19 protein-coding genes are annotated in these 18955 nt (G+C 68.4%); 13 read left to right on the forward strand and 6 right to left on the reverse strand.

Annotation, left to right across the window (positions count from 1 at the left end; genetic code table 11):
• Nucleotides 1–4: 4 nt before the first annotated feature.
• A complete protein-coding gene (locus AC5YGJ_RS08655) occupies nucleotides 5–457 on the forward strand; it encodes a DUF4442 domain-containing protein (protein WP_107231131.1) in 453 nt (150 codons plus the stop codon).
• A gap of 46 nt (nucleotides 458–503) precedes the next feature.
• Complete coding sequence (locus AC5YGJ_RS08660) at nucleotides 504–1220, forward strand: hypothetical protein (protein ID WP_496186282.1); 717 nt, start codon at nucleotides 504–506, stop codon at nucleotides 1218–1220.
• Nucleotides 1221–1228: 8 nt separating this feature from the next.
• On the opposite strand, the gene AC5YGJ_RS08665 is transcribed toward AC5YGJ_RS08660, so the two are convergent.
• Nucleotides 1229–2542 (reverse strand): hypothetical protein, encoded by a 1314-nt coding sequence (locus tag AC5YGJ_RS08665; RefSeq protein ID WP_496186283.1) that lies wholly within the window; start codon nucleotides 2540–2542, stop codon nucleotides 1229–1231.
• A gap of 76 nt (nucleotides 2543–2618) precedes the next feature.
• On the opposite strand from AC5YGJ_RS08665, the gene AC5YGJ_RS08670 reads away from it, so the two are divergent.
• From AC5YGJ_RS08670 to rnfB, 9 genes are all read left to right on the forward strand, one after another.
• The gene (locus tag AC5YGJ_RS08670) at nucleotides 2619–3302 is read left to right on the forward strand and encodes a DUF502 domain-containing protein (protein ID WP_111204456.1); all 684 of its coding nucleotides are present in this window, start codon (nucleotides 2619–2621) and stop codon (nucleotides 3300–3302) included.
• Entirely contained in the window at nucleotides 3299–4084 is a 786-nt protein-coding gene (locus AC5YGJ_RS08675) for a queuosine precursor transporter (protein ID WP_249843272.1), read from the forward strand. The genes AC5YGJ_RS08670 and AC5YGJ_RS08675 overlap by 4 nt, the downstream gene beginning before the upstream one ends.
• A 94-nt stretch (nucleotides 4085–4178) precedes the next feature.
• Nucleotides 4179–6119: a DUF885 domain-containing protein gene (locus tag AC5YGJ_RS08680; RefSeq protein WP_496186284.1), complete on the forward strand. Its 1941-nt coding sequence runs from the start codon at nucleotides 4179–4181 to the stop codon at nucleotides 6117–6119.
• 16 nt (nucleotides 6120–6135) lie between these two features.
• Nucleotides 6136–7206, forward strand: coding sequence for a serine hydrolase domain-containing protein (locus tag AC5YGJ_RS08685; protein WP_496186285.1), 1071 nt, complete (start codon nucleotides 6136–6138; stop codon nucleotides 7204–7206).
• Nucleotides 7203–7607 carry an SMU1112c/YaeR family gloxylase I-like metalloprotein gene (gloA2, locus tag AC5YGJ_RS08690; RefSeq protein WP_496186286.1) on the forward strand — a complete coding sequence of 135 codons (405 nt, stop codon included), beginning with the start codon at nucleotides 7203–7205 and terminating at the stop codon, nucleotides 7605–7607. Before AC5YGJ_RS08685 ends, gloA2 begins: the two co-directional genes overlap by 4 nt.
• A gap of 139 nt (nucleotides 7608–7746) precedes the next feature.
• Nucleotides 7747–8190: a DUF2147 domain-containing protein gene (locus tag AC5YGJ_RS08695; RefSeq protein ID WP_107231139.1), complete on the forward strand. Its 444-nt coding sequence runs from the start codon at nucleotides 7747–7749 to the stop codon at nucleotides 8188–8190.
• Between the two features lie 102 nt (nucleotides 8191–8292).
• Nucleotides 8293–10359, forward strand: coding sequence for a methionine--tRNA ligase (metG, locus tag AC5YGJ_RS08700; RefSeq protein WP_496186287.1), 2067 nt, complete (start codon nucleotides 8293–8295; stop codon nucleotides 10357–10359).
• A gap of 70 nt (nucleotides 10360–10429) precedes the next feature.
• Nucleotides 10430–11020: an HAD family hydrolase gene (locus tag AC5YGJ_RS08705; protein ID WP_107231141.1), complete on the forward strand. Its 591-nt coding sequence runs from the start codon at nucleotides 10430–10432 to the stop codon at nucleotides 11018–11020.
• Between the two features lie 25 nt (nucleotides 11021–11045).
• Nucleotides 11046–11459: an Rnf electron transport complex subunit RnfB gene (gene rnfB / locus AC5YGJ_RS08710; protein ID WP_249843267.1), complete on the forward strand. Its 414-nt coding sequence runs from the start codon at nucleotides 11046–11048 to the stop codon at nucleotides 11457–11459.
• A gap of 69 nt (nucleotides 11460–11528) precedes the next feature.
• On the opposite strand, the gene AC5YGJ_RS08715 is transcribed toward rnfB, so the two are convergent.
• Nucleotides 11529–11876: a RidA family protein gene (locus AC5YGJ_RS08715; protein ID WP_049426796.1), complete on the reverse strand. Its 348-nt coding sequence runs from the start codon at nucleotides 11874–11876 to the stop codon at nucleotides 11529–11531.
• 192 nt (nucleotides 11877–12068) lie between these two features.
• Here AC5YGJ_RS08715 and mprF point away from each other — a divergent pair, with 192 nt between their 5' ends.
• The gene (gene mprF / locus AC5YGJ_RS08720) at nucleotides 12069–14633 is read left to right on the forward strand and encodes a bifunctional lysylphosphatidylglycerol flippase/synthetase MprF (protein ID WP_249843266.1); all 2565 of its coding nucleotides are present in this window, start codon (nucleotides 12069–12071) and stop codon (nucleotides 14631–14633) included.
• An 82-nt stretch (nucleotides 14634–14715) separates the two neighbouring features.
• On the opposite strand, the gene AC5YGJ_RS08725 is transcribed toward mprF, so the two are convergent.
• The 4 genes from AC5YGJ_RS08725 to AC5YGJ_RS08740 form a co-directional block, all read right to left on the reverse strand.
• Nucleotides 14716–16062, reverse strand: coding sequence for a virulence factor family protein (locus tag AC5YGJ_RS08725; RefSeq protein ID WP_496186288.1), 1347 nt, complete (start codon nucleotides 16060–16062; stop codon nucleotides 14716–14718).
• Nucleotides 16063–16140: 78 nt separating this feature from the next.
• Nucleotides 16141–16758, reverse strand: coding sequence for a DUF998 domain-containing protein (locus AC5YGJ_RS08730; RefSeq protein ID WP_309334543.1), 618 nt, complete (start codon nucleotides 16756–16758; stop codon nucleotides 16141–16143).
• Entirely contained in the window at nucleotides 16755–16949 is a 195-nt protein-coding gene (locus AC5YGJ_RS08735; RefSeq protein WP_249843264.1) for an oxidoreductase-like domain-containing protein, read from the reverse strand. Before AC5YGJ_RS08735 ends, AC5YGJ_RS08730 begins: the two co-directional genes overlap by 4 nt.
• A gap of 32 nt (nucleotides 16950–16981) precedes the next feature.
• The gene (locus AC5YGJ_RS08740; RefSeq protein WP_249843263.1) at nucleotides 16982–17584 is read right to left on the reverse strand and encodes an HD domain-containing protein; all 603 of its coding nucleotides are present in this window, start codon (nucleotides 17582–17584) and stop codon (nucleotides 16982–16984) included.
• Nucleotides 17585–17812: 228 nt separating this feature from the next.
• Here AC5YGJ_RS08740 and AC5YGJ_RS08745 point away from each other — a divergent pair, with 228 nt between their 5' ends.
• The gene (locus AC5YGJ_RS08745) at nucleotides 17813–18955 is read left to right on the forward strand and encodes a transglutaminase domain-containing protein (RefSeq protein WP_496186289.1); all 1143 of its coding nucleotides are present in this window, start codon (nucleotides 17813–17815) and stop codon (nucleotides 18953–18955) included.

Below are 18955 nucleotides of genomic sequence, written 5' to 3' on the forward strand. Positions count from 1 at the left end.
CCATATGAAAGCCAGCACGTTCCGCTTCGGCCTCAACCTCTGGCCGCCGTTCCTGTTCACCGGCATCCATGTCACCCGCATCACGCCGGACTATCGGCAGATCGACGTGGAACTGCGCCTGCGGCCCTGGAACCGCAATTACGTCGGCACGCATTTCGGCGGCAGCCTGTTCGCAATGACCGATCCGTTCTGGATGCTCGGCCTCATGCACACCCTGGGGCGCGACTACTACGTGTGGGACCGCGCTGGCGCCATCGACTTCCTCAAGCCCGGCCGCGGCACCGTGCGCACCTCGTTCCGCATCGACGACGCGCTGCTTGACGAGCTGCGCGCCGAGGCGGCCAGCGGTGAGAAGGTGCTGCGCTGGTTCAGCAACGATGTGGTCGATGAAAGCGGCGAGGTGGTTGCCCAGGTGCGCAAGCAGGTCTACCTGCGCCTGAAACCGCACGCACGCTGATCGCCGCGCAGGCGCTATCCTCTGCTCCCTTGCCATGGAGGCTCCGATGCGCCGTTACGCCTTTGCCGCAGTGCTGGTTGCGCTGCCCTGCGCAGCGCACGCTCTGGATCTACCGCCAACGCAGTACCCGGTGCTGCCGGCACAGGCCGCCGATGCGGCCGGCTTCGTGCCCACTGGCTGGACCCTGGAATCAAGCCGCGAGGGCGATCTCGACCAGGACGGCCGCGCGGACCTGGTGCTGGTGCTGCGCCAGCAGGACCTTCGCAATGTCATCGAGCACGATGGCTTCGGTCCCTCGCCCTACGACAGCAACCCGCGCATCCTCGCCATCGCCTGGTCGCGTCCGTCCGGCTACGTGCTTGCGGCGCAGGACCACCAGCTGATTCCACGCCCGGACAACCCGGCGATGAGCGACCCGCTTGAAGACGGTGGCGTCAGCATCCAGCGCGGCACGCTGAAGGTGGCGTTGTTCTCCTTCTCCAGCGCAGGCAGCTGGTCGATGGGCACCACCACGTTCACCTTCCGCTGGCAGGACGGTGCGTTCGTGCTGATCGGCTACGACCAGGATTCGGTGATGCGCAACTCCGGCCAGGCCACGTCGCTGAGCGTGAATTTCTCCACGCGCAAGGTGAAGCGGGTCGAAGGCAGCATCGAGGACGACAAGGAACACGTGCGCTGGGAGCCGCTGCGCGGCCGCCAACGCTGGACGCTGCAGACCGTCGGCGACGGCTGGAGCTTCGATCCCATGGTTGCGGGCCGCTGAGCCCGGCCTCAGTCGGCGGCGACGGTTGAACCCGCGTCCGCCAGCAGCGGAACCGACAACCAGGCGCCCTCCTCAGCGCTATGTGCAGGGGATCGACGGGGCACCTGCAGGCGTCGGCCATCGGCCGACAGCTGCGGCGCCCGGGTCGGCGAGCGCAACTGCGCAGGCAACCGCTGCAAAGCATCCAGCGCATCGCCCGCCTGCTGCCGCAGCCAACGCTGTGCCAGCAGCAGTCGCAGCATCGCAGCGGCGTCCTGTGTGCGCGACGCATAGGCCGGATAGGCCGGCGCGGCGATCTCGGTCAGCACGCAGCCCAGCATGTTCGACAGGCAACCGAAGTCACGCTGTGGCGGTGCGGGCAGCGGCAACGGTCGATCCGCATCCAGCGCGGCCGTCGCCGCCGCACCGCAGGCCCACCCGAGGTTGCCGGCCACGCGCGCCAGGGTGCTGCTGCGATCCAGCACCAGCACGCCGCCGAATTCCCCCGCCGAGGTCTCGATGGCGGCCCGGCTCATCGCATACTCGCCCTGCATCGCCCGGCACAGGCTCTGTTCGTCGGCGCGCATCGGCTGCATCGCCCGCTCGCACTGCGCGGGCAGCGGATAGTCAGCCGGAAGCTCAACCAGCATGTCCGCCAGCAGCTGTGCATTGGCCTGCACCAGGCTGGCGCCGAGGATGCTCTCGACCAGGTAGCTGCCGCCGGGCAGCAGCCTGCGTCCCAGTTGCAGCCCCTGGCAGCTGCCACGCAAGGCCCCGTCGATGTCACCCTGCACATAGGCCAGCGCGTGGGCGCTGGTGGCGTCCACCACCAGGCCATAGGTCGGCAACGGGACGAGGATGCCATCGCCCTTGGGCGGGAACGGCGACGCGAAATGATCCGCCTCGGCCAGCTGGTCCAAGCGTGCGTGCAGCTGCTGGTGCCCGGCATGCGCGTCGATGAAGCGCTGCGGATCGGCACGCACCTGGGCCAGGCAGTTGCCGGCCATCGGCCCGCAGCTGGCGCCCGGCCGCGAGCGGACCTCGCGATGGCGGGTGGTCAGATGCGTAGCGCTGCTGCCAGCCCTCCGTGGATCGGCATTCCAGCGCCGCGCGTCCTCGGCCAGCGCCCGCTCGCGCTGGCCCGCATCCAGTCCGTCAAACGGCAGCGTCCACAACAGTGCGTAACCGTTGTGGCCATGCGCCGGCAACCGCGCCTCCAGCCGCTGCTGCGCCTGCACCCTCGATTCGGGCACCGGCCACAGGCGCGAGGCACACCACACCACGATGACCAGCACCAGCAGGGCGGCCCCGGCCCAGCCCAGTCCGCGCAGGATCTTCAACACAGCGTCCCTTCCATGTGCCATGGCCACCTTCGACATTCCAGCGTAATCGACCGGCGCTGCCCGCTACAATGCGCCCATGTCGCTCGAAGCCCCCGCCCTGGTTCCCCGCCCCTCCTTGCAGCGCCTGTTCCTGACCGGCCTGCTGACCCTGCTGCCGATATGGCTGACCTGGGTGGTGGTCAAGTTCGTGTTCGTGCTGCTGTCGGGCATTTCCAGCCCACTGGTGGTGCCGCTGTCGGAGCAGATCGCGACCAGCTTCCCGCATTACCTCGGCTGGGTCCGCGCCGAATGGATCCAGGACACCATCGCTCTGCTGGCCACCCTGCTGGTAATCCTGGCGGTGGGCGTGGCCAGCCGCCGCGTGCTCGGCCAGCGCCTGCTGCGCTGGGTCGGCGCGGTCATCAAGCGCATTCCGCTGGCCAGCATCATCTACGACAGCGCCAAGAAGCTGCTGGACATGCTGCAGACCGAACCGGGCAGCACCCAGCGTGTGGTGCTGATCGACTTCCCGCACCGCGACATGAAGTCGGTCGGCCTGGTCACCCGCGTCATCAAGGAGCACGGCACCGATCGTGAGCTGGCGGCGGTATACGTGCCGACCACGCCGAACCCGACCTCCGGCTATCTGGAAATCGTGCCGGTGGAGCTGCTGACGCCAACCGACTGGACCGTCGACCAGGCCATGAGCTTCATCATTTCCGGTGGCGCGGTGGCACCGTCCAGCGTGCCGTTCACCCGCGCCGGCGAACGCAGCGAATGACCCCCGCCCCGATCGAGCGCCCGCTGCAGGATCGCGCGGTCCTGCTGTTCATCGTGCTGGCCGCGTTCTTCTGCGGCAACGCGGTGCTGGCCGAGCTGATCGGGGTGAAGATCTTCGCCCTGGAAGACACCCTGGGCATCGACCCGCTGAACTGGAACCTGTTCGGCCAGACCGGCTCGCTCAGCTTCACCGCCGGTACCCTGCTGTGGCCGGTGGTGTTCATCATGACCGACACCATCAACGAGTTCTTCGGCAAGCGCGGTGTGCGCTTCATCTCGTGGCTGGCGGTGGTGCTGATCGCCTATGGCTTCCTGTTTGCCTTCGCGGCGATCTCACTGGCGCCGGCCAGCTGGTGGGTCACCTCGATGGACCACCATGGCGTGCCGGATTACCAGGCCGCGTTCGCGGCGGTGTTCGGCCAGGGCATGTGGACCATCGGCGGTTCACTGGTGGCCTTCCTGCTCGGCCAGCTGATCGACGTGGCGGTGTTCCATCGCATCCGCCAGGCCACCGGCGAACGCCATGTGTGGCTGCGCGCCACCGGTTCGACGGCAGTCTCGCAGGTGGTGGACAGCTTCGTGGTGATCTGGATCGCCTTCGTGCTGGGCCCGCAGCATTGGCCGACCTCGTTGTTCCTGGCGGTCAGCAGCGTCAACTACCTCTACAAGATGGGCTTTGCGATTGCCCTCATTCCCTTGCTGTACCTGATGCGGCGCGCGATCACACGCTATCTGGGGGCCGAGCGCGCCGCCGCGCTGCGTGCCGCTGCGTCGGCTGACTGAAGGCCCAGCAGCGGTAACCTGACTGCGCCTTCACGCTGGCCGTACGCGGTCGGATCGTGCAAGCTCCACGGTCTGTGTTCCACGGAAGCTCCTGATGCCGCATCCCACCCGCGTCCTGGCCGCCGCCATCGCCGCGTTGTTCCTGTTCAGTGCCGTGCCGTCGGCCGAAGCAGCGAAGAAGAAGGCCAGCCGCCCTGCCGCCGCGCAGACCCGCCAGGCGGCCAAGCCCAAAGCCAAGCCCGCCCGCGCCACCGCGCCCGCCCGTGGCAGCAGCGCGCGCCGCGCCGCCGCACGTCCGGTCGCCCCGGCCCGCGCCGTACCCAAGCAGGTGCAGCTGGAACGCCTGTATGACGAGTACTGGGATGCCTCGATGCGGTTGAACCCGCTGCAGGCCACGTTCCAGGGCGAAGCGCGCTACAACGATCAGCTGCCCAACATCCTGTCGGCCGCCTGGCGCCAGCAGTCCCATGACTTCACCACCCAATGGCTGGGCAAGGTCGAGAAGGTCGGCAGTGACGGCCTGCAGGGCCAGGATCTGCTCAGCTACGAGATCTTCGTGCGAGATGCACGCGCCTCGCTGGCAGCCGAGCGCTACCCGAGCTGGATGATGCCGATCAGCCAGTACTACAACATCGGCAGCATCATGGCGATCCTCGGTGCCGGTGCCGGCGCGCAGCCGTTCAACACGGTGCAGGACTACGACACCTGGTCGCGCCGTTCGCTGGGTATTCCTGAGCTTTTCGACCAGGCCATCGACAACATGCGCCAGGGCATGAAGGCCGGCGTCGTGCAGCCGCGCGACCTGATGGAAAAGGTTCTGCCGCAGCTGGATGCGGTGATCAAGCCGACCGCCGAAGAGAGCATCTTCTGGTCGCCGATCCGCACCATGCCCACGACCATCGCGGCCGAAGACAAGGCGCGCATCAGCGCCGAATACAAGCGCATGATCGAACTACGCATCATGCCGGCCTACCGGGCCCTGCGCGGTTTCATCGCCACCGAATACCTGCCGGCCACGCGCGCCAGCAGCGGCCTGGGCGCACTGCCCGATGGCCAGGCCTGGTATGCCAACCTGATCGTGCAGACCACTGCCAGCGATCAGACCGCCGCACAGCTGCACGCACTGGGCGAGCAGCGCGTGCAGGAACTGCAGGCGCAGATCGCTGCGGTGATGAAGGATGCCAAGCTGCGTGGCACGCCGGCCAAGCTGCTGCGCAGCATGCGCAACGACCGCCAGTTCCAGTACAGCGATGCCAACGCACTGCTCAACCGTTACCGCCAGGTGCAGCAACAGGTCAACGCGCGCCTGCCGCAGGTGCTCGATACGCTGCCCAGGTCCGCACTGGAGGTGCGTGCGGTGGAACCGGAGCGTGCATTGACCGCCGCCGCTGCCGCCTACCAGCCGTCGCCGGCGGGGCAGCCGGGCGTGCTCTACATCAACACCCGCGACCTGCCCAGCCGCAAGCGCTGGAATGTGCCGGTGCAATACCTGCATGAAGCGATCCCCGGCCACCATGTACAGCTGGGCCTGCAGCAGGAACTGGCCAAGCTGCCACGCTTCCGCCGCCGGGGCGGCGATCTTGCGTTCGTCGAAGGCTGGGGCCTGTACGCCGAAACGCTGGGCGAGGACCTGGGCGTCTACACCGACCCCTATGACCGCATCGGTTACCTGTACTCGCGCCTGCTGCGCGCCACGCGCGTGGTGGCCGACACCGGCGTCAACGCCCAAGGCTGGAGCAAGCAGCAGGCGGTGGCCTACCTGCAGAAGACCGTGGACATGAGCAGCGATGATGCCAACGCCGAAGTCGAGCGGATCATGGCCCAGCCCGGCCAGGCGCTGTCCAACGTGGCCGGCCTGACCACCATCGTCGCCCTGCGCGACAAGGCCAAGGCCCGCCAGGGAGCCGCCTTCGATCTGCGCCGCTTCCACGCCGAACTGCTGAAGGACGGCTCGATGCCGCTGGATGTGCTGGACCGCAAGATGGAACGCTGGATGGCCGAGCCGGCCAGCGCCGCGACCGCCCCATCCCCCTGACCCTGCCGGAGCCGCCATGCGCCCTGCCGTCGCCCTGTTTGCCGCCGTGCTGGGCCTGCTGCCCCTGGCGGGCGCCGCCGCTCCGGTGCTGACCCCGCCGGATGCGGGCATCGACGGCCTGATGCAGGCCTACGACGGCCAGGTGCCGGGCGCCGCCGTGCTGGTGCTGCACGACGGGCAAGCGGTGTTCCGCCGCGGCTACGGCCTGGCGGTGCTGGAAGACAGCACGGCGGTGACGCCGGCCAGCAATTTCCGGCTGGCCTCGGTCAGCAAGCAGTTCACCGCCGCGGCGGTGCTGCTGCTGGTCGAGGACGGCCGGCTCGGGCTGGACCAGACCGCACGGCACTGGCTGCCCGAACTGCCGCCGGCCGCCGCAGCCATCACCCTGCGCCAGCTGCTCTCGCACACCAGCGGCCTGCTCGACTACGAAGACCTGATGGATCCAGCCGACAGCCGCCAGGTGCACGACGCCGACGTGCTGGCCCTGCTCTCACGCCAGGACCGCCTGGACTTCGCGCCCGGCACCCAGTACCGCTACAGCAACAGCGGCTACGCGCTGCTGGCACTGATCGTGGGCCGCGCATCCGGCCAGGATTTCGCCACCTTCCTGCAGCGGCGCATCTTCCTTCCGCTGGGCATGGTCCATACCGTGGCCCACCAGGACGGCGTCGATACGGTGGCCGCGCGCGCCTACGGCTACAGCCTGATCGACGGCCGCTGGCAGCGGACCGACCAGAGCACCACCAGCGCCGTGCTCGGCGATGGCGGCCTCTATTCCTCGCTCGATGACCTGGCCCGCTGGGATGCCGCGCTGTACGACGACCGCCTGTTGTCGAAGGCCTCGCGCGATGCGATGTTCAGCCCGGCTACCCGTACCCCGGAACGCGACGTACCGCATTACGGTTTCGGCTGGCGCCTGCTGGGACCGGTGCAATGGCACAGCGGCGAGAGCATCGGCTTCCGCAACGTGATCGTGCGCCATCCGGAAAAGCACCTGACCGTGATCGTGCTGACCAACCGCAACGACCCTGAACCCTATCCGCTGGCGCAGAAGATCGCCCAGCGCTGGCTGGATACCCTGCAATGACTGCCGCCCCCGACACCCTGCTGGGTTTCCACCACGCTGCGCTGATCTGCAGCGACTATGCACGTTCGAAGGACTTCTACGTGCGCATCCTCGGCCTGCGCGTGCTGGCCGAGAACCACCGCGCCGCGCGCCATTCGTGGAAACTGGACCTGGCCCTGCCCGATGGCGGCCAGCTGGAACTGTTCTCCTTCCCCTCGCCACCGCCGCGGCCCAGCCGCCCGGAGGCCCAGGGCCTGCGCCACCTCGCGTTCCGGGTGGCTGCGCTGGAGCCGTTCATCCAGCGTCTGGCGGAGCACGGCGTGGACTGCGAACCGATCCGGGTGGATGAATACACCGGCGCTCGCTTCACCTTCTTCGCCGACCCCGACGGCCTGCCGCTGGAGCTGTACGAAGCCGGTTGAGGGCCTCGCCGGCCAGCGGCCGGCACGACCGTGTGTGCAGGGCGCAGCCCTGCAACGCCCCTCTTCCCCATACTCCGCCGAATGGGTATACAGTCGGCGTGTACCGGCATCGTGCCGGAATGAACCCTGGGAGGGGACCATGCGCAAGACCTTCAAGACCCTGCTGTTGGCACTGCCGCTGTGCCTGGCCGCGCTTTCGGCACAGGCGTCCGACAGCCCGGCCGGCCGCTGGAAGACCATCGACGACAAGACCGGCAAGGTGAAGTCGATCGTCGAAATCACCCAGGCCGCCAACGGTTCGCTGTCCGGCAAGGTGCTGGACGTGCTGCAGTCGGACAAGGGTCCCAACCCGGTCTGCGACGGCTGCGAGGGCGCCAACAAGAACAAGCCGGTGAAGGGCATGACCATCCTCTGGAGCCTGAAGCCCGACGGCGCCAGCAAGTGGGCCGGCGGCCAGATCCTCGACCCGGCTACCGGCAAGGTCTACAAATCCAAGATGGAACTGCAGCCCGGCGGCAACAAGCTGGACGTGGCCGGCTGCATCGCCTTCATCTGCCGCACCCAGACCTGGATCCGCGACTAAGCCCGGCGGCCCGCGCAATCCCCCCGTGACCCGGCCCCGGCCGGGTCACCTCGTTGCGGGCATGCGATACTCTGCGGTTCCCCTCGGCTTCACCCCGCGACCATGACCCGTACCGCGCTCGTCACCACCGCCCTGCCCTACGCCAACGGCCCGCTGCATCTGGGCCACCTGGTCGGCTACATCCAGGCCGACATCTGGGTGCGTGCGCGGCGAATGAGTGGCGGCAAGGCCTGGTTCGTCTGCGCCGACGATACCCACGGCACGCCGATCATGCTGGCGGCCGAGAAGGCCGGAGTCACCCCGGAAACCTTCATCGCCAACATCCAGGCCAGCCACGAGCGTGACTTCGCCGCGTTCGGCGTCGCCTTCGATCACTACGACTCGACCAACTCGGCGGCCAACAAGGCGCTGACCGAGCAGTTCTACCTGAAGCTGGAAGCGGCCGGCCACATCAGCCGCCGTTCGGTGGCGCAGTTCTACGACCCGGCCAAGGGCATGTTCCTGCCCGACCGCTACGTCAAGGGCATCTGCCCGAACTGCGGCAGCCCCGACCAGTACGGCGACAACTGCGAAGTGTGCGGCGCCACCTATGCGCCGACCGACCTGAAGGAGCCGCGTTCGGTGATCTCCGGTGCCACGCCGGAAATGCGCGATTCAGAGCACTTCTTCTTCGAGGTCGGCCACTTCGATGCGTTCCTGCGCGAATGGCTGGCCGGCGACGTCGCGCTGCCGGGCGTGAAGGCCAAGCTCGGTGAGTGGCTCAATGCCGAAGGTGGCCTGCGCGCGTGGGACATCTCGCGCGATGCGCCGTACTTCGGCTTCCAGATTCCCGGCCAGCCGGGCAAGTACTTCTATGTCTGGCTGGACGCGCCGATCGGCTACCTGTCCAGCTTCCAGACCCTGTGCGGCAAGCTGGGCGAAGACTTCGACGCGCACCTGCGCGCCGGCACCAGCACCGAACTGCACCACTTCATCGGCAAGGACATCGTCAACTTCCACGGCCTGTTCTGGCCAGCGGTGCTGCACGGTACCGGTCACCGCGCGCCGACCCGCCTTCACGTGAACGGCTATCTGACCGTGGACGGCGCCAAGATGAGCAAGTCGCGCGGTACCTTCGTGATGGCCCGTACCTTCCTCGACGCCGGGCTGGAACCGGAAGCGCTGCGCTACTACTACGCGGCCAAGTCCGGCGGCGGCGTCGACGATCTCGACCTGAACCTGGGTGACTTCATCGCCCGCGTCAACGCCGACCTGGTCGGCAAGTTCGTCAACCTGGCCAGCCGTTGCGCCGGCTTCATCAGCAAGCGTTTCGACGGCCAGCTCGCCGCGCAGCTGCCCGATGCGGCGCAGTACCAGCGCTTCATCGATGGCCTGGCGCCGATCCGTGAAGCCTACGAGCGCAACGACCCGGCCGCGGCGATCCGCCTGACCATGACCCTGGCCGACGAAGCCAACCGCTACATCGACGACGTCAAGCCGTGGGTGATCGCCAAGCAGGACGGCGCCGACGCGCAGCTGCAGGCGGTGTGCAGCCAGGGCCTGAACCTGTTCCGCGTGCTGGTGACCGCGCTGAAGCCGGTGCTGCCGGCCACGGCCGCGCAGGCCGAGGCCTTCCTGGCCGCGCCGGTGAACGACTGGACCGAGCTGGCACAACCGCTGCTGGGCCACCGCATCACCGAGTACACCCCACTGTTCACCCGTATCGACCCGAAGAAGATTGACGCCATGATCGACGCCTCCAAGGACACCCTGCAGCCGGCCGCCGCTGCCACTCCCGCCGCCAAGCCGGCTGCCCCGGCCCCGGCCAAGGACGACGCTAAGAGCACCGACGCTCCGGCCTACATCGGCATCGATGATTTCGCCAAGCTCGACCTGCGCATCGGCAAGGTGCTGGTGTGCGAGTTCGTGGAAGGCTCGGACAAGCTGCTGCGCTTCGAACTGGATGCCGGCGAGCTGGGCAAGCGCCAGATCTTCTCCGGCATCCGCGGCAGCTACGGCGAACCGGAGCAGCTGGTCGGCCGCAGCGTGGTGTTCATCGCCAACCTGGCCCCGCGCAAGATGCGCTTCGGCCTGAGCGAAGGCATGATCCTGTCGGCCGGTTTCGACGGCGGCGCGCTGGCGCTGCTGGACGCCGACAGCGGTGCACAGCCGGGCATGCCGGTCCGCTGATGCCCACTGCGGGCGTGGCCACCGGCCGCGCCCGCCGGCACCGGAACGCACTGCGATGGGAGGGAACGGAATGGAACTGGCGCTGTTCGACTTCGACCACACCGTGACCACCTGCGATACCTATGGCCGTTTCCTGCGCCGTGTGGCTACCGCCGAACAGCTGGCGCAGGCGTGGTGGAAGGTCGGCCCGTGGCTGCTGGCGTACAAGCTGAAGCTGATCTCGGCCGAACGCATCCGTGCGCGCGTCACCCGCCTGACCTTCAGCGACCGCCACAGCGACGACATCGCCACGCTGGCCACCGGCTTTTCGCGTGAGTTCCTGCCCGAGGTGGTGCGCCCGGAAATGCTGGAGCAGATCCGCTGGCACAAGGAACAGCAGCACACCGTGGTGATCGTGTCCGGCTCGCTGGACCTGTACCTGCGGCCATGGTGCGAACAGCTGGGCCTGCAGTTGATCTGCAACCGCCTGGAAAGCCAGGACGGCCGCCTGACCGGTCGTTACGCCGGTGGCGACTGCGGCCCGCGCAAGGTCGAGCACATCCGCCGCCAGTTCGACCTGTCGCGCTACGTTCGCATCCATGCCTACGGTGACAGTTCCGAAGACAAGCCGATGCTGGCGCTGGCCCACGAGCGCTGGTTCCGCGGCAAACCCCTGAAGTGACCCCAACGCGCAGCCTTCGCCACGCATGAGCCTGATCCCGCCCCTGACCGAACGCCTCGACCGCCTGCTGCCGCAGACCCAATGCGGGCAGTGCGGCTACGACGGCTGCCGCCCGTACGCCCAGGCAATGGCGCGGGGCGAGGCCACGGTGGACCGCTGCCCGCCGGGCGGCGATGCCGGTGCGCGTGCACTGGCGCAGGTGCTGGGCGTGCCGGCGCTGCCGTATGACCGTTCGCGCGGCGAGCACAAGGCGCCGCAGGTGGCGCTGATCGTGGAAGCCGACTGCATCGGCTGCACCAAGTGCATCCAGGCCTGCCCGGTCGACGCCATCGTCGGCGGTGCCAAGTACATGCACACGGTGATCGCCGATCTGTGCACCGGCTGCGAGCTGTGCATCCCGCCGTGCCCGGTGGACTGCATCGAGATGCTGCCCCTGTAAGGGATCCGATCCCGCGGCACAGAAGGGTCAGAGCCTTTTCGCAGAAAACGACTCTGACCCTAAACAGGATTACGGCACCGCCGCCGTCACTACGATCTCGACCTTCCATTCGGCATGGGCCAGCTTGGCCTCGACCGTGGCACGGGCCGGGGTCGCACCTTCCACCACCCACTCATCCCACGCCTTGTTCATGCCGTCGAAGTCGGCCATGTCGGCCAGGAACACTTCGGCGCGCAGCACGTGCTGGCGATCGCTGGCCACCAGCGCCAGCAGCTTGTCGATCTCGGCCAGCACCTGCCGGGTCTGCCCGGTGATGTCCTGGCTGGTGTCCTCCGGAATCTGGCCGGAGAGGTAGGCAACCTTGTTGTACACGGTCATTTCGGACATGCGCGGTCCGACGTCGTAACGCTCCATCATGGGCGTGGCTCCTGCGGGTGATCAGGCCTGCATTGTCCTCCAAACCGGTCAACGGTGGGTGCAGGACACCCCTGCACACGCGGTCACTACCCGCTTCCGACACCGCCGCTGGTCAAATGCCGAAGACAGGCGCACGATGCGCCACGCCTGCATTGACACTGCCCTCGCCCTCCCTGACGCACGCTTGCGCCGATGACCGAAACCACCGACCCCGCCACCGCTCCCTCCACCCCGGCATGGAAGCGGGTGCTGACCATCGTCGTCCCGCTGCTGATCCTCGCCCTGGCGCTGCACGGCCTGGCCAACGAGTTCGACGAGAATGGCTACCGTGCCATCCGCCACGCCTTCCACCAGCTCAGCGGCACGCAGATCGCGCTCACCGTGGTGCTGGGCCTGGCCAGCTACGCCTGCCTGATCGGTTTCGATGCCATCGGCCTGCGCCGCAGCGGCATCCGCGTGCATCCGGCGCGCATCGGCATCACCGCGTTCCTGGCGCACACCCTGGGCCAGACCGTGGGCTTTGCTGCACTGACCGGTGGCGCGGTGCGCCTGCGCGGCTATCGCACGGCCGGCCTGGACCTGGCGCAGATCGGCCAGGTGGTGCTGATGAGCACGCTGGGCTTCGTGTTCGGTGCGTGGCTGCTGATCAGCGTGGCACTGTGCATGGAACCGGCGGCTGCGGCGCTGGCACTGCCGTTGGATCCCGATGCGGTGCGCGTGGTCGGCATCGTCGCCCTGCTCGCCTACGCGGCCACCCTGCTGCTGGTGGGTCGCGAGGGACGCCAGTTCAGCGTGTTCGGCCATGCGTTGTGGCTGCCCGACCGCCGCACCATGATCGGCGTCACCGTGCTGAGCGTCATCGAACTGGTGCTGGCCAGCGCCGCGTTCTACGTGCTGCTGCCCGATTCGACACCGACCGGCCTGCCCGGCTTCGTCGGCCTTTACCTGGTGGCGGTGCTGGCCGGCCTGGTGTCGACCGTGCCGGCCGGCCTGGGCGTGTTCGAATGGAGCCTGCTGAAGCTGCTGCCGCAGGTGGCGCCGGCTGCGGTGCTGGCGGCCGCGCTGATCTACCGCGTCACCTATTACGTGCTGCCGCTGCTGCTGGCCACCCTGCTGGCGCTGGCACCGGCCCTGCGCCAACCGCTGCAGGCCAGCGCCGGTGCCACCCGTGCGGGTTGGAACGCGCTTCGCCCCTGGTTGCCGCAGATCATCGCGCTGGCGGTGTTCAGTGTCGGTGCTGCGCTGGTCATCGACGGCACCCTGCCGACCCCACGCCGCCACCTGCTCAATGCGTCGCTGCCGATCCTGGAAACCTCGCACCTGATCGGCAGCCTCAGCGGCGTCGCCTTGTTGCTGATCGGCCAGGGCCTGGCCCGGCGCAGCCACGCGGCGTGGATGCTGGCGATGGCGGTGTGCGTGATCACGCCGCTGCCGCTGTGGTTGCGTGGCGGCCAACCGCTGATCGCGGTCTCGGCACTGCTGGTGGCGATGGCGCTGTGGGCCGCGCGCCGCGAGTTCTACCGCCAGGGCGCGTTGCTGGATGAAGCCTGGTCCTGGCCCTGGCTGCGCAACCTGGGCCTGGTGCTGGTGGCAGTCACCTGGCTGCTGTTCTTCACCTACAGCCATGTCGAATACCAGAACGAGCTGTGGTGGCAGTTCGCGCTGTCCGGCAACGCACCGCGCGCGCTGCGTGCGCTGCTGGTGGTGGCCATTGCGCTGGTGATGTTCGGCCTGGCGCGGCTGCTGCACAGCACGCGCAGCCCGTTGCCCGCCGCCGATGAGGCCACGTTGCAGGCGCTGGCACCGGTGCTGGCCGGCGCCACCGATACCCAGGCCTGCCTGGTGCTGACCGCCGACAAGGCGGTGCTGCGCGATGATGCGAAGCAGGGCTTTGTGATGATGCAGCGCTATGGCGGCTCGCTGATCGCGATGGGCGATCCGGTTGGACCGCCGGAGGTCGCGCGCGCGTTGATCTGGCGTTTCCGCGAGGAAGCCGATCGGCTTGGCCTGCGCCCGGTGTTCTACCAGGTGGGCGAAACCTACTGGCAGACCTATCTCGACCTCGGCCTGGGCCTGGTCAAGCTGGGCGAGGAAGCGATGGTGCCGCTGCACGACTTCGGCCTGGAAGGCCGCGAGCGCGCCGACCTGCGCCAGGCCTGGAACCGCGGCAAGCGCAGCGGGCTGTCGTTCCGGGTAGCGCCTGCCGAAGAGATTCCCAGCCTGTTGCCGCGCCTGCACGCGATCTCCAACGCATGGCTGGAAGACAAGGCCGGCGACGAGAAGGGTTTCTCGCTGGGCAGCTACGACCCGGACTACCTGGTGCGCTTCCCGGTGGCCCTGGTCGAGGCCGAAGGGCAGATCGTCGCATTCGCCAACCTGTGGCAGGCACCGGCCGGTGCCGAACTGTCGGTGGACCTGATGCGCCACGTCAACGAAGCACCGAAGGGCACGATGGACTTCCTCTTCATCGAACTGTTCCTGTGGGGGCGCGCGCAGGGCTATGCGCGTTTCTCGCTGGGCATGGCGCCGTTGTCCGGGCTGGCCCAGCATCGCCTGGCCGGGCGCTGGAACCGCCTGGCCGGCCTGCTGGCGCGGCACGGCGAACGCTTCTATGGGTTCAGTGGGCTGCGTCGCTTCAAGTCCAAGTTCGATCCGCAGTGGCGGCCGCGTTACCTCGCCGCGCCGGGCGGCATGCATCTGCCGGCGGCGCTGCTGGATGCCACGCGGTTGATCTCGCTGGATCCGCGGCGGAACTGACGCGCCGCTTGTCGCCGGGCATGGCCCTGCGCTACCGGCTCGCTCTGGTGGATGCGAACCGTTGGTTCGCACGCCCTCCGCTTTACGCGCCGCCCTTGAGGATCACGTCGGCCAGGCGGTCGTAATCGCCATTGAAGTGGTGATCGCCGGGCAGCTTCACCTTCTGCACGCCATCGTTGGCCGGCAGGCCTGGGCACAGCGCGTCATCATCATCCTGCCCATACACGCACAGGGTCTTGGCGGCCGGCAGCTTCGCCACTTCCGGTGCGATCGGCAGCCCGCCGCCGCCGCCGCCCAGCCAGTTGCTGACGTGGAATTCAAAGTCGGCCTTCTTGCCCACCGACAGCAGCACGATGCGCTCCAGCGCCTCCCGGGAAGCGGAATCGAGCTGGTTGATCGTCGCCGGCAACACATCGGCGCCCTGCGAGAAGCCGATCAGCATCACCTTGTCGCGCCGCCACTGCTGCCGGTAGTGATCGATGATCTTCTGCAGGTCGGCGGCGAATCCCTTCGGGGTGCGTTCGCTCCAGAAATAGCGCAGCGAATCGATGCCGACCACGGCCACACCATGCTCGTTGAGCGAAGATGCCACCTCCTTGTCCAGGCCGGCCCAACCGCCATCGCCGGAGACGAACACGGCCAGCGTATCGCCGTTGCCGGTGGCGGGCATTTCCACCACCGGCAGCCCCTTCAATGCCGCCGGCGGTGGCGCCAGGCTGACGCCCGCCTGCGCTCCCATCACCCGCGCCGCCGCGACCAGCCCGGGTGAGGCATCGCCGTGCGCAGTGCGCTTGAATTCGCGCGCCATTGCCACCTGCTGCACGAACCGGCTGGCCTCGCCGACCTTGCAGCCGTGGTCGCCCGCAGCACTCAGCCACGGGAAATTCAACTCGGCGGGCTGCAACGTGTTGTGCTTCACGCCGTCGCCGCAGACCATGCGCTCGTGGCTGTGGTCCGGGCAGAAGCCGGTGGTCAGCAGGCCGGCAAACACCTGGGTGTCGGCCTGCGCGGCGAGCGTGTAGGCCATCTCCGCGCCTTCGCCATCACCACCGACCAGCGGCAGGTGGTAGCCCGGCAGATGCAGCGACGCCTGCAGCCAGCGCGAGAAGTTCTCGACGTCGCCGGCGCCGAACGAACAGGTCGGGTCGCCTTCGCGCTTGAGGACGCCACGCAGGTGCGCGATGTCCACCGCAGCCACCAGTGCGCCGTCGGCGCGAAGGGCTTCGATGGGCAGGCGACTGGTATCTCCGCCGGTGCTGGGTTCATGGAACCAGATCACCACGCGCTGCGGTGTACCGGCCGGCATGTGCACCGGAATCTGGTCGAAACGCCCGTGGCTGAACTGCTGAACGCTGCCTGCTGCCATCGCCGGCAGCGCAGCCAGCGCCAGTACCACACCCATTGCCCTGCCCAGCCCTGCACGCTTCATGTCGCATCCCCGATGGAATGCGCACACGATACGCCGCCGCCACGTGCACGGCACGTACCGGTGCGGGCCGTTGGGGCTTCAGTGGGCCGCAGCGCGGCGGCTGCGCCGGTACAACGTCAACGCCAGGTACAGCAGCCAGCCCACGATCACCGCGATCACCGCCTTCTGCCCCAACCCGCGCGGCGGCCCGGCGCGCCACAGCACGTGTAGCCACAACAGCACGAACGCCAGCCAGGCCCAGCCCCAGAGCAGGCCGGCCGCGGTCTTCCAGCCGGGCTCGCGGCGCAGGTACCAGGCCTGCAGCAGCATGCCGACGCTGGCACACAGGAACGCCGTGTTGGCCGCCAGGCCATGGATGAAGGGCGCCAGCAGCGGGGTCGCCTCAGGCAACCAGCTGTCACCGATGGCGACGGTGGCCAGGCCCAGCGCGGAAACGGTAAACAGCAGGGGGGCGGCGGCGCTGCGGCGTGGGCCGACGCTGGCGCGATACAGCGCGATGCCGAGGACCGAGATGGCCAGCGCCAGCAGGCAGTACGCCGCGCGCAACGCCAACCCCCACGGGCCATGCAGGTACAGGCTGAGCGTGGCCCGTACCCAGTCCAGGTCGGTGCGCGCGAACTGGGTCCACACCGCGGTAGCCACGAACACCAGCAGGGCCACCAGTGCCAGCAGCGCTGCCGGGCGCGCACGGCTCATGGCGCGGCCTCCGGATGTCGTGCCTGCCATTCCGCCAACGCCTTGCGGTAACGCTGCAGTTCGTCGGCATACAGATCCAGCACGCACAGCGGGCAGCCGCTGCCACAGCATTCGTTGGGACCTGGCTCTTCCGGCGGCAGCGGACGGGGATCGAGATCGGGATCGGGAACAGACACAGTGGCACGCGGCATGGGGGAAACAGGCGCCAGTGTAACGGCCCCACTCAGCCGCCCAGCTGGCGGCGCAGGTTCTCGCGGGCCGCCGCATCCAGGCGCAGGTGGAAGAAGTCGCTGAGGAAGATGCGCGGGGTACGCAACAGCCCCTGCAGGAAGCGGCGGCGCCCGGCACGGTACAGGAAGCCGGGCACCACGCCCTTGTACTCCTCGGCAACGCCACGGTCGTAGGCGCTGAACACCGGTTCGGGCGCGGCCAGGATCGCCATGTCGCAATCCAGGAACAGCGCCGCTTCGGCATCGACGTCGTCGGGCCCCAGTTCGCCGTGGCGGGCGGTCAGCAGGATCAGCTGCTCCACCCGCCCGGCATCGATGCCGGCCAGGTCCGGTGCCTGCGCGATCGCGTGCAGTGCCAGCTGTGCCGAACGGGCCTCGTTGTCCTTGCGACCGGCCTGATAGATCGCATCGTGGTAGAGCACGGCCAGATAGACCTCGGCCGGTTGCTGCCATCCGGGGCCGTCGGCCACCTCCTGGCAGTGCTGCAACACGGCGCGCACGTGGCCGAAGTGATGGTAGGCCCGGGGCGGCGTTGCATAACTGTCCTGCAATGCCTGCCACTGCGCCGGGGCAAGTGCCAGCGGTGAGAAGTCCATGCCCGGATCATCCCGCCTGCGCGGGCCCCGGGCAAGCTGGCGAGTTTTTCACCATGCACTCACAACGCTTGCCCTGCGTGGCCCTGGCACGGTTGTCCACAGCTTTGTCGAGTGCTGGTCCACATCCGCTGTGGATGAACGCGCGCGCCGACCAACGGTCGCTGCACCCGTGCAGCGGCGGGTCTACACTCGCCGCAGGCGGGAGCGCCGCCGCTGCCGGGAGCCGTCATGTACCGTCCTGCCGCCCGATGCCTGGTCATGGTGCTGGCCGCGCTGGCCGCAGCGCCCGCCTTCGCGCTGGACGCCCCGGCTGCCGCCTCCGCCACCCGCAGCGCCGCGGTGGTCATTCCAGCGCCGTCGCAGGTCTCGGAAATTCCGCCGGCGATGCGCGAGATGCTGCGCACCCAGGTGATCAGTCGTGGCTTCTCGCGCGAGCAGCGCCTGCAGGGGCTGGTCGAGATGATCTTCGACCGCCATGGACTGGACTTGCAGTACGACGCCGATGCCACCCTCACCGTCGCCGAAATCTGGCAGCAGCGCCGTGCCAACTGCCTGGCGTTCACGCTGATGTTCGTGGCCCTGGCACGCGAAGCCGGCATCCAGGCGCGTGTGCAGGAAGTCGGCCAGGTGGTGTCCTGGTACCAGGACCAGGACCAGGGGTTTGTCTACAGCGTCGGCCACGTCAATGCCGGGGTCGGCTTCGGCGGTCGCTTCGCCACCGTCGACCTGGATCGCAACGTGCTGTACGACCGTCGCGGCCCGCAACCGATCAGCGCGTCGCGGGCGCTGGCGCACTTCTACAACAACCGCGGCGCCGAGCGCATGGCCAGTGGCGATCTGGAGGGCGCACACGCGTTCTTCAACGCTGCGCTGGCGCAGGACAACACCTTCGCTGCCACCTGGAACAACCTGGGCGTGCTGGAAAACCGCAGTGGCGATACCGCTGCGGCACGCCGTGCGCTGGAAATGGCCCTGCACCTGGACGGGCGCCAGGATGCGGCACTGAGCAACGTCAGCGCGTTGTACCGCCGGCTGGGAATGGTGGTGCAGGCACAGGCGCTGGAACAGCGCCTGCGCTCGGTGCAACGCGAGGATCCGTTCGCGCAGTACATGTTCGGCGCACAGGCCGAACGTGCCGGCCGGTTGGACGATGCCATCCGCTACTACCGCCAGGCCGTGCGCCTGTACGAGACCGCCCATCAGTTCCACTTCGGGCTGGCGCGGGTGTACTTCCTGTCCGGCCAGCTCGGGCGCGCCGATCGTGAACTGCTGCGCGCCCAGGAACTGGGCGGTGCGCAGCAGCAGGCGCGCTACCAGGCCAAACTGGACAGCCTGGCCCGCTGGCGCGCGCAGCAGCAGGTGCGGCGCTGA

It is taken from the genome of Stenotrophomonas sp. CS3K5 (assembly GCF_059515225.1).

What these genes read in the sequence shown, in the direction of transcription:
- AC5YGJ_RS08675 (WP_249843272.1), top strand. Translation starts at nt 3,299, where the DNA reads ATGACCCCCGCCCCGATCGAGCGCCCGCTGCAGGATCGCGCGGTCCTG.
- rnfB (WP_249843267.1), top strand. Translation starts at nt 11,046, where the DNA reads ATGAGCCTGATCCCGCCCCTGACCGAACGCCTCGACCGCCTGCTGCCG.
- AC5YGJ_RS08730 (WP_309334543.1), bottom strand. Translation starts at nt 16,758, where the DNA reads ATGAGCCGTGCGCGCCCGGCAGCGCTGCTGGCACTGGTGGCCCTGCTG.
- AC5YGJ_RS08725 (WP_496186288.1), bottom strand. Translation starts at nt 16,062, where the DNA reads ATGAAGCGTGCAGGGCTGGGCAGGGCAATGGGTGTGGTACTGGCGCTG.
- AC5YGJ_RS08655 (WP_107231131.1), top strand. Translation starts at nt 5, where the DNA reads ATGAAAGCCAGCACGTTCCGCTTCGGCCTCAACCTCTGGCCGCCGTTC.
- AC5YGJ_RS08660 (WP_496186282.1), top strand. Translation starts at nt 504, where the DNA reads ATGCGCCGTTACGCCTTTGCCGCAGTGCTGGTTGCGCTGCCCTGCGCA.
- gloA2 (WP_496186286.1), top strand. Translation starts at nt 7,203, where the DNA reads ATGACTGCCGCCCCCGACACCCTGCTGGGTTTCCACCACGCTGCGCTG.
- AC5YGJ_RS08705 (WP_107231141.1), top strand. Translation starts at nt 10,430, where the DNA reads ATGGAACTGGCGCTGTTCGACTTCGACCACACCGTGACCACCTGCGAT.
- AC5YGJ_RS08680 (WP_496186284.1), top strand. Translation starts at nt 4,179, where the DNA reads ATGCCGCATCCCACCCGCGTCCTGGCCGCCGCCATCGCCGCGTTGTTC.
- metG (WP_496186287.1), top strand. Translation starts at nt 8,293, where the DNA reads ATGACCCGTACCGCGCTCGTCACCACCGCCCTGCCCTACGCCAACGGC.
- mprF (WP_249843266.1), top strand. Translation starts at nt 12,069, where the DNA reads ATGACCGAAACCACCGACCCCGCCACCGCTCCCTCCACCCCGGCATGG.
- AC5YGJ_RS08685 (WP_496186285.1), top strand. Translation starts at nt 6,136, where the DNA reads ATGCGCCCTGCCGTCGCCCTGTTTGCCGCCGTGCTGGGCCTGCTGCCC.
- AC5YGJ_RS08740 (WP_249843263.1), bottom strand. Translation starts at nt 17,584, where the DNA reads ATGGACTTCTCACCGCTGGCACTTGCCCCGGCGCAGTGGCAGGCATTG.
- AC5YGJ_RS08745 (WP_496186289.1), top strand. Translation starts at nt 17,813, where the DNA reads ATGTACCGTCCTGCCGCCCGATGCCTGGTCATGGTGCTGGCCGCGCTG.
- AC5YGJ_RS08670 (WP_111204456.1), top strand. Translation starts at nt 2,619, where the DNA reads ATGTCGCTCGAAGCCCCCGCCCTGGTTCCCCGCCCCTCCTTGCAGCGC.
- AC5YGJ_RS08695 (WP_107231139.1), top strand. Translation starts at nt 7,747, where the DNA reads ATGCGCAAGACCTTCAAGACCCTGCTGTTGGCACTGCCGCTGTGCCTG.
- AC5YGJ_RS08715 (WP_049426796.1), bottom strand. Translation starts at nt 11,876, where the DNA reads ATGATGGAGCGTTACGACGTCGGACCGCGCATGTCCGAAATGACCGTG.
- AC5YGJ_RS08735 (WP_249843264.1), bottom strand. Translation starts at nt 16,949, where the DNA reads ATGCCGCGTGCCACTGTGTCTGTTCCCGATCCCGATCTCGATCCCCGT.